14 protein-coding genes are annotated in these 16,346 nt (G+C 69.8%); 5 read left to right on the forward strand and 9 right to left on the reverse strand.

Features of this window, described 5'->3' with window-relative positions:
- Positions 1 to 140 precede the first annotated feature (140 nt).
- Both LOK44_RS14640 and LOK44_RS14645 read left to right on the forward strand, forming a co-directional pair.
- Entirely contained in the window at positions 141 to 1,541 is a 1,401-nt protein-coding gene (locus LOK44_RS14640) for a CCA tRNA nucleotidyltransferase (RefSeq protein WP_249783590.1), read from the forward strand.
- Between the two features lie 17 nt (positions 1,542 to 1,558).
- Positions 1,559 to 2,056, forward strand: coding sequence for a pullulanase (locus LOK44_RS14645; RefSeq protein ID WP_237571180.1), 498 nt, complete (start codon positions 1,559 to 1,561; stop codon positions 2,054 to 2,056).
- A gap of 34 nt (positions 2,057 to 2,090) precedes the next feature.
- On the opposite strand, the gene LOK44_RS14650 is transcribed toward LOK44_RS14645, so the two are convergent.
- Together LOK44_RS14650 and LOK44_RS14655 are read right to left on the reverse strand one after the other, a co-directional pair.
- The gene (locus LOK44_RS14650; protein ID WP_237570786.1) at positions 2,091 to 2,867 is read right to left on the reverse strand and encodes a TIGR03084 family metal-binding protein; all 777 of its coding nucleotides are present in this window, start codon (positions 2,865 to 2,867) and stop codon (positions 2,091 to 2,093) included.
- A gap of 4 nt (positions 2,868 to 2,871) precedes the next feature.
- Positions 2,872 to 4,161: an MFS transporter gene (locus LOK44_RS14655; protein ID WP_237570787.1), complete on the reverse strand. Its 1,290-nt coding sequence runs from the start codon at positions 4,159 to 4,161 to the stop codon at positions 2,872 to 2,874.
- Between the two features lie 157 nt (positions 4,162 to 4,318).
- Here LOK44_RS14655 and LOK44_RS14660 point away from each other — a divergent pair, with 157 nt between their 5' ends.
- Positions 4,319 to 4,924 (forward strand): YqgE/AlgH family protein, encoded by a 606-nt coding sequence (locus LOK44_RS14660; protein ID WP_237570788.1) that lies wholly within the window; start codon positions 4,319 to 4,321, stop codon positions 4,922 to 4,924.
- A 6-nt stretch (positions 4,925 to 4,930) separates the two neighbouring features.
- Here the strand turns inward: LOK44_RS14660 and LOK44_RS14665 are convergent, their stop codons facing one another.
- Positions 4,931 to 5,281 (reverse strand): hypothetical protein, encoded by a 351-nt coding sequence (locus tag LOK44_RS14665; RefSeq protein WP_237570789.1) that lies wholly within the window; start codon positions 5,279 to 5,281, stop codon positions 4,931 to 4,933.
- A gap of 63 nt (positions 5,282 to 5,344) precedes the next feature.
- Positions 5,345 to 6,247 carry an LpqN/LpqT family lipoprotein gene (locus LOK44_RS14670; RefSeq protein WP_237570790.1) on the reverse strand — a complete coding sequence of 301 codons (903 nt, stop codon included), beginning with the start codon at positions 6,245 to 6,247 and terminating at the stop codon, positions 5,345 to 5,347.
- 175 nt (positions 6,248 to 6,422) lie between these two features.
- Here LOK44_RS14670 and LOK44_RS14675 point away from each other — a divergent pair, with 175 nt between their 5' ends.
- The gene (locus LOK44_RS14675) at positions 6,423 to 9,362 is read left to right on the forward strand and encodes a leucine--tRNA ligase (RefSeq protein WP_237570791.1); all 2,940 of its coding nucleotides are present in this window, start codon (positions 6,423 to 6,425) and stop codon (positions 9,360 to 9,362) included.
- 52 nt (positions 9,363 to 9,414) lie between these two features.
- Here the strand turns inward: LOK44_RS14675 and LOK44_RS14680 are convergent, their stop codons facing one another.
- A complete protein-coding gene (locus tag LOK44_RS14680; protein ID WP_237570792.1) occupies positions 9,415 to 11,097 on the reverse strand; it encodes an amidase in 1,683 nt (560 codons plus the stop codon).
- Between the two features lie 6 nt (positions 11,098 to 11,103).
- On the reverse strand, positions 11,104 to 11,757 hold the full coding sequence (locus LOK44_RS14685; RefSeq protein WP_237570793.1) for an SDR family oxidoreductase: 654 nt from the start codon (positions 11,755 to 11,757) through the stop codon (positions 11,104 to 11,106).
- A 135-nt stretch (positions 11,758 to 11,892) separates the two neighbouring features.
- Here LOK44_RS14685 and ggh point away from each other — a divergent pair, with 135 nt between their 5' ends.
- Positions 11,893 to 13,233 carry a glucosylglycerate hydrolase gene (ggh, locus tag LOK44_RS14690; protein WP_237570794.1) on the forward strand — a complete coding sequence of 447 codons (1,341 nt, stop codon included), beginning with the start codon at positions 11,893 to 11,895 and terminating at the stop codon, positions 13,231 to 13,233.
- Between the two features lie 15 nt (positions 13,234 to 13,248).
- On the opposite strand, the gene LOK44_RS14695 is transcribed toward ggh, so the two are convergent.
- From LOK44_RS14695 to LOK44_RS14705, 3 genes are read right to left on the reverse strand one after another with little or no spacing between them, the layout of a single operon-like run.
- Positions 13,249 to 13,713: a MarR family winged helix-turn-helix transcriptional regulator gene (locus tag LOK44_RS14695; protein WP_237570795.1), complete on the reverse strand. Its 465-nt coding sequence runs from the start codon at positions 13,711 to 13,713 to the stop codon at positions 13,249 to 13,251.
- Positions 13,714 to 13,763: 50 nt separating this feature from the next.
- On the reverse strand, positions 13,764 to 14,522 hold the full coding sequence (locus LOK44_RS14700) for an amino acid ABC transporter ATP-binding protein (protein ID WP_308192748.1): 759 nt from the start codon (positions 14,520 to 14,522) through the stop codon (positions 13,764 to 13,766).
- Positions 14,519 to 16,264 (reverse strand): ABC transporter substrate-binding protein/permease, encoded by a 1,746-nt coding sequence (locus LOK44_RS14705; protein ID WP_237571182.1) that lies wholly within the window; start codon positions 16,262 to 16,264, stop codon positions 14,519 to 14,521. Before LOK44_RS14705 ends, LOK44_RS14700 begins: the two co-directional genes overlap by 4 nt.
- Between the last annotated feature and the right edge of the window lie 82 nt (positions 16,265 to 16,346).

Genomic DNA, 16,346 nt, shown 5'->3' on the forward strand with positions numbered 1-16,346 from the left:
CCACTTGCTTTCCACCTTGCCGCCACTCGCCGTTGGTGCCGTGCTGAGGCCCAGTCGTTACGCGCATGCGCCGATGGCAACTAGGCTCACCCCCCGTGCCGATCGACCCGAGTGCGGAAGCCGCGCTGCTTGCTGCCGCGATGCGCAGCCTCTCACGGCACGTCACCGTCCTCTCCGAGTTGGGTGCGTTGTTCGCCGACGCGGGCCACGACCTGTACCTGGTCGGGGGCAGCGTGCGCGACGCCGTGTTGGAGCGCGACGTCACGGATCTGGACTTCACCACCGACGCCCGGCCCGACGCGATCCAACGGATCGTTCGGCGGTGGGGTGACGGGATGTGGGACACCGGCATCGCGTTCGGCACCATCGGCGTCGCCAAGGGCGACTACCGGCTGGAGATCACGACGTTTCGGGCCGACAGCTATGACCAGGTGTCGCGCAACCCGACCGTCGAGTTCGGCGACCGGCTCACCGACGACCTGATCCGCCGCGACTTCAAGGTCAACGCGATGGCGGTCCGGGTGACGCCCGAGGGTGTTGGCGAGTTCCACGATCCGCAGGACGGCCTGGCTGACGCCGCGGCCCGCCGGCTCGATACGCCTTCACCGCCGGAGGTGTCGTTCGGCGACGATCCGCTGCGGATGCTGCGGGCCGCGCGCTTCGTCTCGCAGCTGGAGTTCGAGGTGGCGCCTCGGGTACGCGAGGCGATGGAGCGCATGGCCCCGGAGCTCGGGCGGATAACCGCCGAGCGCGTGGCTGCCGAACTCGACAAGCTGCTGGCGGGAGCCGACCCGATTGCGGGCGTCGACCTGATGGTGCAGACCGGGCTGGGCGCGGTGGTGCTGCCGGAGGTCGGCGACATGCGGATGGCGATCGACGAGCACCACCAGCACAAGGACGTCTACCAGCATTCGCTGACCGTGCTGCGCCAGGCGATCGACCTCGAGGATCGGCGCGAGGCGCCCGACCTGGTGCTGCGGTGGGCGGCGCTGCTGCACGACATCGGCAAGCCGGCGACGCGTCGGCACGAGCCCGACGGTGGCGTGAGCTTCCACCATCATGAGGTCGTGGGCGCGAAGATGACCCGCAAGCGGATGCGTGCGCTGAAGTACTCGAAGCAGATGGTCGACGACGTATCGCAGCTGGTGTACCTGCATTTGCGGTTCCACGGTTACGGCGACGGCCGGTGGACCGATTCCGCGGTGCGGCGTTATGCGACCGACGCCGGTCCGCTGCTGTCGCGGTTGCACAAGCTGGTGCGCGCGGACTGCACAACGCGCAACCAGCGGCGGGCGGCGCGGCTGCAGGCCAACTACGACGACCTGGAACACCGGATCGCCGAACTCGCGGCCAAGGAAGACCTCGCCAGGGTGCGTCCCGACCTCGACGGCAACGAGATCATGAAGATCCTCGACATCCCGGCCGGACCGCTCGTCGGTCAGGCGTGGACCTTCCTCAAGGAGCTCCGGCTCGACCGCGGCCCACTCGAGCACGACGAGGCCGTCGACGAGTTGAAGAAGTGGTGGAACGCCAGAGCCTGATCGCGCGTCTTATTCGCATGGACTACTGCCTGGGGGACGGGTTCGGTGCGGCGGCGATGTCGACGGGTGAGCCCACACTCGACCTCGACACCGACGGAGTGCTGGACGCGATCGGTCTCGACTTCGACGGCGACGGCCGCCTCGACGACGCGCTGGCGGATCTCGACGGCGACGGGTTCGCCGATCACGCGGTGCTCGACCTGGACGACGACGGCCACGGCGAGGCGCGGTTCACCGACGACGGGTCTGGCACGTGGGCAGTGAGCGTCGACCGCGGTGCGCAGCTGCGCTGGTTCGGTCTCGACGGTGCCGAGTCGGTCGGCGGGCCGCTGGTCGACTTCGACGGTGACGGACAGGTCGACGACCGGCTGCTCGACGGCGACCGCAACGGTCTTGCCGACCGCGCACTGGCCGCCGAGGATGCCTACGTAGACGCCGACGGCGACGGCCGCTGGGACGTCAAGCTGTCCGATGCCGACGGTGACGGTGCGGCCGACGCGGGCGCCGAGATCTAATCCCTGCCGGGTTGAATGGGGCTCTTCGATTCGTTCATCGCCCGGTTCCTGGCGGGCCCGCGAACGCCTGCGCGATCGTCAGCCACCGCTGGGCGTCCTCACCGACGGCCGTCACGTCGAGCTCCGCGCGGGGCCTGCGCTGCGTGACGAGCATGCAGAAGTGTTCGGCCGACCCGGTCACGCGCTGCGCGGCGTCGTCAGGACCCCACGACCACGTCGAGCCGTCGGGCGCGGACAGTTCCACGTGAAACGGTTCCGCGGGCGGGGTGAGGCCGTGCACCGAGAACGCGAAGTCGCGGGTGCGGACGCCGATGTGGGCGATCGACTTCAGCCGCGCCGTCGGCGGGCGGACGACGCCGAGGGCATCGGCGACGTCGAGTCCGTGCGCCCAGGTCTCCATCAGGCGTGCAGTCGCCATCGACGTGGCGCTCATCGGCGGGCCGAACCACGGGAGCTTGCGTCCGTCGGCGACCCGGGGAAGCGCGTCGTGCAGGCGGGTGCGGGTGGCGCGCCACTCGGTGAGCAGCGTGGTCGGCGGTAGGGCGGCGAGTTCCTCGGCGCCGGCGTCGACGAAACCGGTGGGGTTCGTGGCGGCTTCGGTCAACAGGTCCCTGAAGCCGGCTTCGTCGGTGACGGACACGACCGCCACCCTGTCGGTCCACAGCAGGTGTGCGATCTGGTGCGCGATCGTCCAGCCGGCTGCCGGTGTCGGTGTGCGCCAGTCTCCCTCGGGCAGGTCCGCGACGATGGCGTCGAGTTCGTCGCTCTCCGCGCGTAGGTCTGCGACGGTGCTGCTCAGGGCGTCGGACATGGCGTCACCCTAGACCGGCCGAGCGATGCCCCCGCGCGGTGATCGCGTGCGCGGCCAGACCCACGAGGTAGACGACGGCGCCGGTGCAGGCGAGCACGGGGGAGTGCCCGTCGTCCGGGATCACGGCAGCCGCACCGGCGATGGCGGCGATGAACGACACCCAGAACACCGAGTCCTGCACGGTGAAGACGTGCCCACGCAGTGCGTCGTCGACGTCGATCTGCATCGCCGTGTCCGCGCAGAGCTTGACCACCTGGCCCAGTGCGCCCAGCAGGAAGCCGCACACCGTCATCACCGGGAGCTGCAGGCCTGCGCCGCATAGTTGCACGACGGCGGCGATTGCCAGTGCGCCGTTCGCCGTGCGGTAGCGCCCGAAGCGACGGACCACCGCGGGTGTCAGCAGCGTGGCGAGGAACGAGCCGATGCCCGTTGCGGCCACGAACAGCACCACGGTGCCGAGCCCCGCGACGTTGTGGCTGTCGCCGTGGCGCACCAGCAGCAGCACCAGCAGCGTGTTGATGCCGAACGCGATGCGGTGCGACGCAAGCCCCGAGAGGGTGGCTGCCACGGTCGGAACCTTGGCGACGGTGCTCATGCCGTACCCCCACCCGGTCGCGACCACGTACGCGACCGAGCCGTGGACCGCGCGGCGGGTCTTGTCGGGCCCGAGCACGTGGGGCCCGAATCGGATCGAGAGGACCAGCGCGAGTGCGACCGGCAGCGCCGCGGTGAAGATGATGACCGAGGCGCCGGTATCGCCTGCACCGAACAGCCAGCGCGGTAGCAGCATGAAGTTCGCGCCTGCGAATGCGGCCACTGCGCCGCCTGCGGTGGCGACGGAGTTCATCGACACCACCTCGGCGCGGGGCACGACGTGGGGCAGCGCAGCGGAGAGGCCCGACGAGACGAACCGGGTGAACCCGTTGACGATCAGCGCGCCGCACAGGATCGGCACGTCGCCAGCGCCGAACGCCAGCAGTGTCGCGACGCCGAGCATGAGGACGAGTCGCACCGCGTTGGCGCCGACGAGGACCAGGCGGCGGTCCCAGCGGTCGAGCAGCGCGCCGGCGAAGGGGCCGAGCAGGGAGTACGGCAGGAACAGCACGGCGAAGGCGCCTGCGATGGCCCAAGGTTCGGCGGCGCGCTCGGGGTTGAACAGCAGCGCCCCTGCCATCGCGGCCTGGAACAGTCCGTCGCCGAATTGGCTGACGACGCGCAGTTCGAGCAGACGCCTGAACTCCGGTAGTGACCGCAGCACCTGCAGGACTGCTGCGTGCCCACGCGGGTCTGCCACTTTTGGTTCCGACTCCGCTCTGTCCGGTGATGGTTCGACTCGTTGGTTGGGCACCGCGTTTCGCGACTCGATCCACACTACAAATCTTTCCGCTCGGCAGCGGCGCGGCCGGTTGGAGTTCGTGACCTCGCAGGGTTGCTGGTGACATGATGGACGGGTGGCGCAGTCAGACGATCCGGAGGATTACCTCGCCCCCGCATCGCATCGGGTCCGCGCGGGGACGCTTCTGCTCGCCAACACCGATCTCCTGGAACCCACGTTCCGGCGCAGCGTGATCTACGTCGTGGAGCACAACGACGGCGGCACCCTGGGCGTCGTGTTGAACCGGCCGAGCGAGACGGCGGTGTACAACGTGCTGCCCCAGTGGACGAAGCTGGCGACCAAGCCGAAGACGATGTTCGTCGGCGGCCCCGTGAAGCGTGACGCGGCGCTGTGCCTGGCCACCGTGCGCGTGGGCGTCGACGCCGCCGAGGTGCCGGGGCTGCGGCACGTGCAGGGCCGCATCGCGATGGTCGACCTCGACGCCGATCCCGACGACATCGCTCCGGCGATCGAGGGCGTCCGGATCTACGCGGGCTACTCCGGGTGGACGATCGGTCAGCTCGAGGGCGAGATCGAACGCGACGATTGGATCGTGCTGTCGGCATTGCCGTCGGACGTCCTGGTCGAGCCGAAGGTCGACCTGTGGTCGCGGGTGCTGCGCCGTCAACCCATGCCGCTGTCGATGCTCGCGACCCATCCGATCGACGTCAGCCGCAATTAAGCCGCGTCAGTTGCACGACAGCGTGCAGGATGCGCACGCGTTTCCGCAGCCGCCGGTGGCCGCGCTCGCGGCCTCGGTGCGGGCCACCGCCTTCGCCGCCTGATAGCAGCCCGCGGCGATGGTCCCGATCGCGCCGACCACGCACACCACGAGCAGCAGGACGGCGGATCCGCCAGGAGCCGCAAGTACCGCTGCCCCGCCCGCGGCGAGCATGACCGCTGCCGCGAGTTGAGTGGGTGCGACGGCCCGAAGGACACCGGCGACCGGGTCGTTGGGCCGGGGCCGGGCCAGCAGCCACAGCCCCGCCGCGGCGAAAGCGGCCGCCGCGCTCAGGCACAGGACCGCGGCGATCAGCATGCGATCGAGGATACGAGCCACCACGTCGCGCCGTCGAATCCGCAGATCCCGACGGCACGCCGCCTAGCTGGGGATGCCCGGCAGGGGGGGCAGCGGCGGCAGACCCGGGATGCCCGGCGCCGGGGCAGGCGGCGCAGCCGGCGGCGGCACTGCCGAGCCGACCCGGAAGCCGTTGACGATCGCATCGGTCGCGTCGCCCGCGGCCACGGACACCTGTGCGCTCGTCGTCACCGACAGCGTGACCAGGTACCGGTCGGGGCCGGACTGCGCGATGACGTGCCGGCGGGAGGTGTTCAGCGTCATGTTGTTCTGCCGGTAGGTGCCCTCGATGATCGACGACGGCATACCGCCGAAGTCAGCCATCGAGCCGTCCGTCGAGCGCCATGCCGGTAGCTGCTGGCTCTCGATGAAGCCGTGGCTGATCGCTTCCTTCGGGTCGAAGTCGCCGAGCAGCTTGTAGACGTTGAGCGCGGCGTTCGAGGTGTACAGCCCGTCGCCGCCCAACCGGTCGGCGATCACGGCGAATGCATCGGGGACGTTCGGGTCGGGCACGTGGCTCCACCCGGCCGGCATGGGCAGCACGATGTTCAGCGCGGTGAACCCGTTGGCCACCTGCGGCTCCATGGCGACGTTCTTCGAGCGGAGGAAGTCGGCGATGGTGCCCGAGGTGGCGGGTGGGATGGTCGGCGGTGCTGGCGCGGGTGGCAACGCGGGCGACGCGAGAGCTGCGACGGGGGTGGCGGCGGGACCGGGGGCGCCAGCCGGGGCGATCGCCGGCTGCCCGGCCAGCCCGGGGGTGCCTGCCTGTACGACGACGGTCTGGGTCACCGTGGCCGGCGCGGGCACGGGGGGAAGCGGGAGGCTGGGCTCGGCTGAGGCGGTCGTGCCTGCGAAGCCGACGACGCCGGCGACGCCCACGGCGACACCTCCTGCGACGAACCCCCATCGGCGGGCAGTGGCGAACATCTGACGGCGGTCCTTCCAAGAGCATTGGGGTGCGGCGGAACCGCGGGTCACGTGTGTGGTGCTGAGCAGGCGCCGACCATATCCACGGCCGCGTCGGCGCCACTAGAGGTGAACGGCACCTGCAATCGAGCTCTCACCGGTCTGCAACGGAACCGATACCAAGCGCGGTGCCGCCATGGCGCGCGGCGGAGGGCCGGACCGCCGCCGATCCGGCACTGACTACCCTGTTCACGTGACTGACCGGCCCGTCGACGACCATTCCGACACCCCGAGGCACCGCTACACGGCGGAACTCGCGGGTGCGATCGAGCGCGACTGGCAGGAGACGTGGGCGCAGCGGGGCACCTTCCACGTGCCGAACCCCGTCGGCAGCCTGGCGCCGACCGACGGCTCGACCGTGCCCGCCGACAAGATGTTCGTGCAGGACATGTTCCCGTACCCGTCGGGCGAGGGGCTGCACGTCGGCCACCCGCTGGGGTACATCGCCACCGACGTCTACGCGCGCTACTTCCGCATGACGGGTCGCAACGTCCTGCATGCCTTGGGGTTCGACGCGTTCGGCCTGCCCGCCGAGCAGTACGCCGTGCAGACCGGGACGCATCCGCGCACCCGCACCGAGGCGAACATCGTCAACTTCCGTCGCCAGCTGGGCCGCCTCGGCCTCGGCCATGACGCCCGGCGCAGCTTCGCCACCACCGACGTCGACTTCTACGAGTGGACGCAGTGGATCTTCCTGCAGATCTTCAACGCCTGGTTCGACCCGGCCGTTCAGAAGGCCCGGCCGATCGACGAATTGATCGCCGAGTTCGAGTCCGGGGCGCGCACCCTCGACGACGGCCGGGCGTGGTCGGACCTGTCGGCGGGGGAACGGCGCGACGTCGTCGACTCCTTCCGGCTGGTCTACCGCGCCGACTCGATGGTGAACTGGTGCCCTGGGTTGGGCACCGTGCTCGCCAACGAGGAGGTCACCTCCGAGGGGCGCAGCGACCGCGGCAACTTCCCGGTGTTCCGGAAGCGGTTGCGGCAGTGGATGATGCGAATCACCGCGTACTCCGACCGGCTGCTCGAGGATCTCGACGTGCTGGACTGGCCGGACAAGGTCAAGGCCATGCAGCGCAACTGGATCGGCCGCTCGGTGGGCGCGCAGGTCCGGTTCGCGACCGATGCCGGCGACGTCGAGGTCTTCACGACCCGGCCCGACACCCTGTTCGGCGCGACGTACGTCGTGCTGGCACCCGAGCACGAGCTGGTCGACGCCCTGGTGGCCAACCGGGGCGAGCGAAGCGACGGGGGGTCGGACCAGTGGCCCGACCGGACCGACGAGCGCTGGACCTACGGTGCGGCAACACCGGCCGAGGCGGTGGCGAGTTACCGCACGGCGATCGCCGCCAAGTCGGATCTGGAGCGCCAGGAGAACAAGACCAAGACCGGTGTGTTCCTGGGGGCGTATGCCACCAATCCGGTGAACGGCGAACGCGTTCCGGTGTTCATCGCCGACTACGTGCTGGCGGGTTACGGCACCGGCGCGATCATGGCGGTGCCCGGGCACGACCAGCGTGACTGGGAATTCGCATCGCAGTTCGGTTTGCCGATCGTGCAGGTCATTTCGGGTGGGGACGTCGACGAGTCCGCGTACAACGGCGACGGCACCTTGATCAACTCGGGCGATCTGGACGGCCTGAGCATCGCGTCGGCCAAGGAGGCCGTGATCAACCGGCTCGAGGCCGACGGCCACGGCCGGGCGCGCGTCGAGTACAAGCTGCGCGACTGGCTGTTCGCCCGACAGCGGTACTGGGGCGAGCCGTTCCCGATCGTCTACGACGCCGACGGCCGAGCCCACCCGTTGCCGAATTCGGCTCTGCCGGTCGAACTTCCGGACGTGCCCGACTACGCGCCCGTGCAGTTCGACCCGGATGACGCCGATAGCGAGCCGTCCCCGCCGCTGGGCAAGGCCACCGAGTGGGTGAACGTCGAACTCGACCTCGGCGACGGCCTGCAGAGCTACACCCGCGACACCAACGTCATGCCGCAGTGGGCAGGCAGCTCCTGGTACGAGCTGCGCTACGCCGATCCGCACAACTCGGAGACGTTCTGCGCCAAGGAGAACGAGGCGTACTGGATGGGTCCGCGGCCGGCCGAGCACGGCGCAGGCGATCCCGGCGGCGTCGACCTCTACGTTGGCGGTGTCGAGCACGCCGTGCTGCACCTGCTGTACTCGCGGTTCTGGCACAAGGTGCTCTACGACCTCGGGCACGTGAGTTCCCGCGAGCCGTACCGCCGCCTGGTCAACCAGGGGTACATCCAGGCGTTCGCCTACACCGACTCGCGCGGCTCGTACGTCGAGGCGGCGAAGGTGGTCGAGCGCGACGGGAAGTTCTACTACCCCGGCGACGATGGGGAGATCGAGGTCTTCCAGGAGTTCGGCAAGATCGGCAAGAGCCTGAAGAACTCGGTGTCACCCGACGAGATCTGCGACGGCTACGGCGCGGACACGTTGCGCGTCTACGAGATGTCGATGGGTCCGCTGGAGGCGTCGCGGCCGTGGGCCACGAAGGACGTGGTCGGTGCCTACCGCTTCCTGCAGCGGGTGTGGCGCGTGGTGGTCGACGAGGAGTCGGGCGCCGAGCGGGTCGACGAGCACTCCGCAATCAACGACGCGACCCTGCGGCTGCTGCACCGCACCATCGCCGGTGTCTCGGAAGACTATGCGGCGCTGCGCAACAACACGGCGGCGGCGAAGCTGATCGAGTACACCAACCACCTGACAAAGGAAGGCGTCACCGCGCGCGCGGCCGTCGAGCCGCTGGTGTTGATGGTGGCGCCGCTGGCGCCGCACCTCGCCGAGGAGCTGTGGAAGCGGCTGGGCCACGACACCTCGCTGGCGCACGGTCCGTTCCCGCAGGCAGACCCGGCGTTCCTCGTCGAGGACACCGTCGAGTACCCGGTGCAGGTCAACGGCAAGGTGCGCGGCCGGATCACCGTGGCCGCCGACGCCGATGCCGACGTGCTCGAGGCGGCGGCCCTGGCCGAGGAGAAGGTGGCGGCGTTCCTGGCCGGTGCCAAGCCGAAGAAGGTCATCGTGGTGGCCGGGCGCCTGGTCAACATCGTCGTCTAACCGGCGATTTCGGCGCGCTTTCCCGCGGTCACCGCGGATGAGCGCGCCGAAGTCACGGCAGGGGCGGGGCGAGCGGCGGGGGAATGCGCCGGGAACCCAGCGCCTCGAACGCCGCCGCGTACCCGAGCAGCGCAACGTCGTCGTACGCCTGGCCTGCGAACGTCAGCCCGACGGGCATGCCGATGTCGGCCATCGTGCCCATCGGCACGGTGACCGTCGGGATGCCGAGGTGACGAATGGCCAAGTTGCCGTTCGCAACCCACACGCCGTTGCGCCACCCCAGGTCGGCGGATGCCGGGTTGACGTCCATGTCCGACGGTCCCACGTCGGCGACGGCAGGGAAGATCACCGCATCCAGTCCGAGACCCGTCATCCAGTCCTCGAGGTCGATGCGGCGCGTCTCCTCGAGTCCGCGGAGACCGTCGGCGAGGTGCGGTATGTCGGCGAGTGATTCGACGGGGTGTTCCCGCAGGAATGCGGGGTGTTCATTGATGTCGTCGTCGAAGCCGGTGTAGCGGTCGGGGAGCGCGCCAGGCGGATGCGGGAAGATGCGGCTGCCGTCGACGTCGGCGAGCCGGGACAGCGCGGGATCGCCGTTGGCACGCAGGAAGTCGTCCCACGCCCACGCCGAGAGGTCCCAGATCTCGCGGCGCAGGTAGTCCGGGCTCACCAGCCCGCGAGTGCCAACCGTTGGCGCACCGGCGCGGTCGCCCTCGTAGTTGGTGACGACGGGAAAGTCGACTCCGACCACCCGAGCACCGGCGGCCTCCAGGTCGCGGCGGGCCGACTCGAACAGCTCCAGCACCGACGGCCGGGTCTCGATGCGCGTGCCGGTCGGACCGCCGATCCCGGTGGCGCCCACGCCCGCATCGGGGTCGGCGTTGACGTACATCCGCGGCACGCCGAGGGTCAGCCCAGATAGGCTCCCCGCCACCCCGCGGAACATCGGCGGCCGCAACTCGTCGACGCTGGGTATCGGCACCCAGTCCTGGGTACGCCAGAAGTCGCCCCGCACATCGTGATCGGGTACGACGACGACGTCGAGCACCTCGAGCAGGTCGGCCATCGAGCGGGTGTGCGGGACCACGACGTCCATCGTCGGCACCAGCGGCCAACCGCCCCGGGTCGAGATCACCCCGCGCGACGGCGTGTAGGCGCACAGCGCGTTGTTCGACGCGGGGCCGCGCCCCGACGACCACGTCTCCTCGCCGATCCCGAACGCGCACAACGACGCCGCGGTGGCCGTGCCGGAACCGTTCGACGATCCGGACGCGAACGGCGCAGTGAGAAACGCTGCGTTGTAGGCACTCTCGGCCCGGCCGTAGTGGCCGCGCTGCATGCCGCCGTTCGCCATCGGCGGCATGTTGGTCAGGCCGATGAGCACGGCACCGCCGGCTCGCAACCGCTCCACCACGAACGAGTCGCGCCGAGCGACCAGGTCGGCAAACGCCGGGCTGCCCGCTGCGGCGGTGAGTCCGCGAGCGAGGTAGCTGTCCTTGACGGTGTACGGAATGCCGTCGAGTGGGCCGAGGACGGATCCGGCGGCGCGGCGGGCGTCGGAGGCTTTTGCGTCGGCGCGGGCTGCGGGGTTGACGACGACGATCGAGTTGAGTTGGCCGTCATAGGCCGCGATGCGGTCGAGGTACGCCTCGAGCAGTGCGACCGCCGACGTCCGGCCGTCCTCGAGCGCAGCGCGCAGTTCGGCGATCGACGCCTCGCACACCTGGATCGTCATGGCGCCCTACCGCGGCCGGATGATGACTTCGTGGACGTGCGCGTCGGGCGGGGTGGCCACCGCCTGTGCGACCGCCGCTGCCACGGTGTCGGCGCGCAGGAACTGCTCGGGCACGTAGTCCCGTTCCTCGTAGGCGATGAGGTCGCGCTGCATGTCGGTGTCGATCCGGCCGGGATGGATCGAGGTGACGCGTAGGTCCCGCTCGTCGGCGCGCAGCGAGTCCGCGAACGACCGCAGCGCGAACTTGCTCGCCGAGTAGGACGCCAACCCGGGTGAGGCGTTGATGCCGGAGCCCGAGTTGATGAACACGACCTGCCCGCGTGCGGCCCGTAGCGCGGGCAGCAGCGCCAGCGTGAGGGCCACCGCGCCGACGACGTTGACCTCGAGCGTGGCCCGCCACTGCTCGGGGATGGTTTCGGCCACGCGCCCGGGGTACGCGACGCCGGCGTTGTGGATCAGCACGTCGAGTTCGGCGATCGGCTCGACCACGGTCTCGACGTCGCCGGTGTCGGCCAGGTCGATCGGCCACGTCGTCGCGCCGTACAGCTCGGCGACCTCGTCGAGCCGACGCGACGGCCGGCCCGCCAGGAACAGGGTGTGAGTGGGGGCGAGGGCGGCGGCGATGGCCTTGCCAAGGCCGGCCGAAGCACCCGTGATCATCGCGGTTCGGGTCTGTTCTTCGCGCGAGCGCTCATCAGATCTGGTCTGTTCTTCGCGCGAGCGCTCATCACCAGGCACGGCCGCAACGTTACCGAGTTCTGCAAGCCTCGCCGTCCCGTCGCATGATTGACGGCGATGCCCCCCGATCCGACGTTCGCGCCCACCCAGCTCGCGGCCCGCGCCGCCTATCTGCTGCGCGGCAACGACCTGGGCACCATGACGACTGCCGCCCCGCTGCTCTACCCGCACATGTGGAGTTGGGACGCCGCGTTCGTGGCGATCGGGCTGGCGCCGCTGAGCGTCGAGCGGGCCGTCGTCGAACTCGACACCCTGCTCTCTGCGCAGTGGCACAACGGCATGATTCCGCACATCGTCTTCGCCAACGGCGTCGACGGATACTTCCCCGGGCCTGCGCGCTGGGCGTGCGCGTCGCTGACGCCCAACGCCCCGTCGAACCGCCACACCTCCGGCATCACCCAGCCGCCGGTGCACGCGATCGCGGTGCAGCGCATCCTCGATAACGCCCGCACCCGCGGCCGCTCGACCAGGGCGGTGGCCGAGTCGTTCCTCGACCGGCGCTGGTCTGATCTGGTGCGCTGGCACCGTTGGCTGGCCGAGGCGAGGGACCCGAACGAGCGCGGCAGGGTGACGCTGTACCACGGGTGGGAGTCCGGGATGGACAACTCGCCGCGCTGGGACAGCTCGTACGCCAACGTCGTCCCCGGCGACGTGCCGCCGTACGAGCGCGAGGACAACAAGGTCAACACCGACGCCAGCCAGCGGCCGTCGGATCTCGAGTACGACCGCTACCTGTGGCTGCTCGAGGAGATGAAGTCGGCGCGCTACGACGACCTGCTGCTGCCGAAGGTCATGAGCTTCGCGGTGGAGGACGTCTTCGTCTCGGCGATCCTGTCGGTGGCGTGCACCGTGCTCGCCGAGATCGGCGAGGACTACAAGCGCCCGCACGCCGACGTCCGCGACCTGTACGCGTGGGCCGAACGGTTCCGGATGGGCGTCGTCGAGGCATCCGATCAACGCACTGGTGCCGCAAGGGATTACGACACCCGCACCGAGAAGTGGATCCAGACCGAGACCGTCGCGCAGTTCGCCCCGCTGCTCTGCGGTGGACTGCCGCACGACCGGGAACGCGCGCTGCTGCGCCTGCTCGAAGGCCCACGGTTCTGCGGACATCCGGATCTGGAGTACGGCCTCATCCCGTCGACGTCACCGGTGTCGCGGGACTTCCGCGCGCGCGAGTACTGGCGCGGCCCGGTGTGGCCGGTCGTGGGCTGGCTGTTCTCGTGGTGCTTCGCGCGACGCGGGTGGGCCGAACGGGCGGCGGTGCTCCGCCGCGAAGGGCTGCGCCAAGCCAGTGACGGCACGTTCGCCGAATACTACGAGCCGTTCACCGGTGAGCCGCTGGGCAGCATGCAGCAGTCGTGGACGGCGGCTGCGGTACTGGACTGGTTGGGCTGAGCGAGGATTCGAGCGTCAGGACTCGGCGGTCTCGGCGAGGCGAGTGAGCGGCGCCAGCGCCTTGGCGAGGCAGTCGCGATCCTCGACGCTGAGCTTGCTCAGCATCGCCGCGAGCGCCGCCCGTCGGGTCGCCAGCGCCTCGCGGTGCTGGACGAGGCCCCGGGGCGTGACGTCGACGAGCACGGCGCGCAGGTCGGATGGGTCGCGCGAGCGCTTGACCAGTCCCAGTTTCTCGAGCCGGCGGATCGCCACGGTGGTGGTGGGCGTGCGGACGCGTTCGTGCGCAGCCAGCTCGGTCATGCGGATTGGGCCCAGGTCGAGCAGCGTCAGCAGGATCGACAGCTGCGCCAAGGTGAGGTCGGCACCCTCGGCGTCGCTCTTGGGCGCTCCGCCGGTGCGCCGCAGGACGGAGAACAGCTTGGAGAGCACCTGTTGCATCTCTCCAGCCAGCTCAGTGACCTGTGGTTCGGTGTCGACCATAATTCGCTAGTCTAACCTGTCAGTGGCTGTCAGCAGCTGAAGATCGCGGTTTAGAGCACCTGCGACAGGAACTGGCGGAGCCTGTCGGTTTCCGCGGACTCGAAGAGTTGGTCTGGCGGACCGGATTCGACGACGCGACCGTGGTCCATGAACACCACGGAGTCGGCCGTCGACCTGGCGAAGCCCATCTCGTGGGTGACCACCACCATCGTCATGCCGTCGGCCGCGAGGTCGGCGATGAGCGCCAGGATGCCCTTGACCAACTCGGGATCGAGCGCCGAGGTCGCCTCGTCGAAGAACATCACCTGGGGCGCCATCGCCAACGCCCTGGCGATCGCCACGCGCTGCTGCTGACCACCCGACAGCGTGCCGGGCCGCACTTCGGCCTTGTGCCGCAACCCGACTCGCTCCAGCTGCGCCAGCCCCAGTTCGCGGGACTGCTCCTTGCCCAGGCCCTTGAGCTTGCGCGGTCCCAGCGTCACGTTGTCGAGCACGCTGCGGTGCGGGAACAGGTTGAAGTTCTGGAACACCATGCCGATGCGCTGGCGGACGTGGTCGGGATTGTCGGCGAGCACCGAGCGCCCGTCGAGCAGGATGTCGCCCTGGTCGGGTTCGTACAGCCGGTTGAGCGTGCGCAGCAGTGTCGACTTGCCGGACCCGGACGGGCCGATCACCGCCGCGGTGGTGCCTGCGGGCACGTCGACGTCCACGCCGCGCAGCACCGCGTTGGGACCGAACGCCAGGTGAATGTCCGTCGCCGCCAACGACACCGGCTCGAAGGCGGTGGACTTCGTCTCGTTGGTGCTCACACCATCTCCTGGTTTCGCATCGGGCTGGCCGGGTCGAGGGGGTCGTCGGGTTCGGTCTGGGTCCTGCCGCGGCGCAGCCGGTCGTCGATGTAGTTGACGAGGTGCGTCAGCGGGATCGTCAATGCGAGGTAGAACAGCCCGGCGGCGACCAGCGGGGACAAGTTGCCGGTCTGCGCGTTGAGGTCACGGCCCACCTGGAACAGTTCGCGCTGGCTGGCGATGAGACCGAGGAAGTACACCAGCGACGACGCCTTGAGCAGTGAGATGAACTGGTTCACCAGCGCAGGTAGCACCCGCCGGATGCCCTGGGGCACGACGACCAGCCGCATCGACGACGAGTAGCTGAATCCCAGTGCGCGCGAGGCCTCCAACTGTCCGGCCTCGACGCTCTGGATGCCGGAGCGGAAGATCTCGCCGATGTACGCGCCGGCCATCAGACCGAGCGCCGCGATGCCCAGCGGGTAGGGGTTGTTGCCGGTGAGTGGGCTCACGACGGGCCCGATGCCCAGGCCGATCAGCAGGATGATGACGACCTCGGGTAGGCCGCGGAACACGTCGGTGTAGATGCGGGCGGGCCAGCGCAGCCATCGGGTCTTCGAGATGCCCGCCATCGCGAGCCCCATGCCGAGGATGATGCCGATGATGCTCGCGGCGAACGTGAGGATCAGGGTGTTCGGCAGGCCGGTCTTGAACAGGTCGGGGATCGCCTGCTTGTAGAGGTTCCAGTCGAGGAACGTGTCCTTCAGTTGCGACAGCGTGGATTTCGGCGGCGGTGGTGCGCCCGGATCGCCGGCGGCCTCCGCGTTCTCGGCCGCGAGCGCGGTGAAGTCGGGCAGTTGCGGTTCGGGCGCGGCCTTCGACCCGGGTTTCCAGCCCGGCGGCAGCGCGCGGGGCACCCAGTCGGTGTACAGCCGGGCCCACGTCCCGTCGGCGATTACCGCGTCGAGGCCCGCGTTGAGCGCGTCGATCAGCGGCTTGTTCTCCTTGGCGACCGCGTAGGCGACGAAGTTGTCCAGGCTGAAGGTGTTCTCGATGATCTCGGTCGGGTCGCCCGGCTGCACGGTGCCCTGCGCCTGCTGCGACGGCGCCACCCACGCGTCGATCTGCCGGGTCTTGAGGCTGCCGTAGACGGTGTTGTAGTCGGGGAACTTGACCGGGTCGAGGCCCAGGGTGTCGACGACGTACGCCTCCTGGACGGTGCCCTGCACGACGCCGATCCGCTGGCCGGCGGCGAGATCGCCGAAGCCCTTGATCGCCGACCCGCTCGGCACGACGAGTGAGAAGTAGCCGAAGTCGTAGCCGTTGGTGAAGCCGACCGTCTGACGGCGCGCGTCGGTGGTGGTGATCGACGAGGATCCGACGTCGAAGCGCCGCGACGCCACCTGGGCCAGCAGCCCGGAGAAGTCGGTGCCGACGAAGTCGACCCGCAGGCCGAGCTTGTCGGCGATGGCGCGTAGGACCTCGTTGTCGAAGCCGGTGAACTGGCCCGCGGAGTCGATGCAGATGCTGGGTGGCGCGTCGGACAGGGTGCCGACGGTGAGGACGCCGGGGGTCTGCAGACCGAGGCCGTTGACGTCGACGGAGTCGATCGGCACGACGCCCTCGGTGGTGTACTTGTCGGCCCCCGGTCCCTGTGCGGCGGCGGCGAGGTTCGTGGGCAGGGCGCTCGCGCTCTGGATCCCGGGCGGCGCGCACTGGTCGGCGCGCGCGGCCGGCGCCATGCCGAAGCCGAGGCCGAACATCGTCGCGACGACGAGGAGCAGGACGGCGGATTTGGAGATCCCGTCGCGTGTCATCCTCGCAACGTAGCGGTCGCCCCCACCC

It is taken from the genome of Mycolicibacterium lacusdiani (genome assembly GCF_021916785.1).
Classification (GTDB): Bacteria; Actinomycetota; Actinomycetes; order Mycobacteriales; family Mycobacteriaceae; genus Mycobacterium; species Mycobacterium lacusdiani.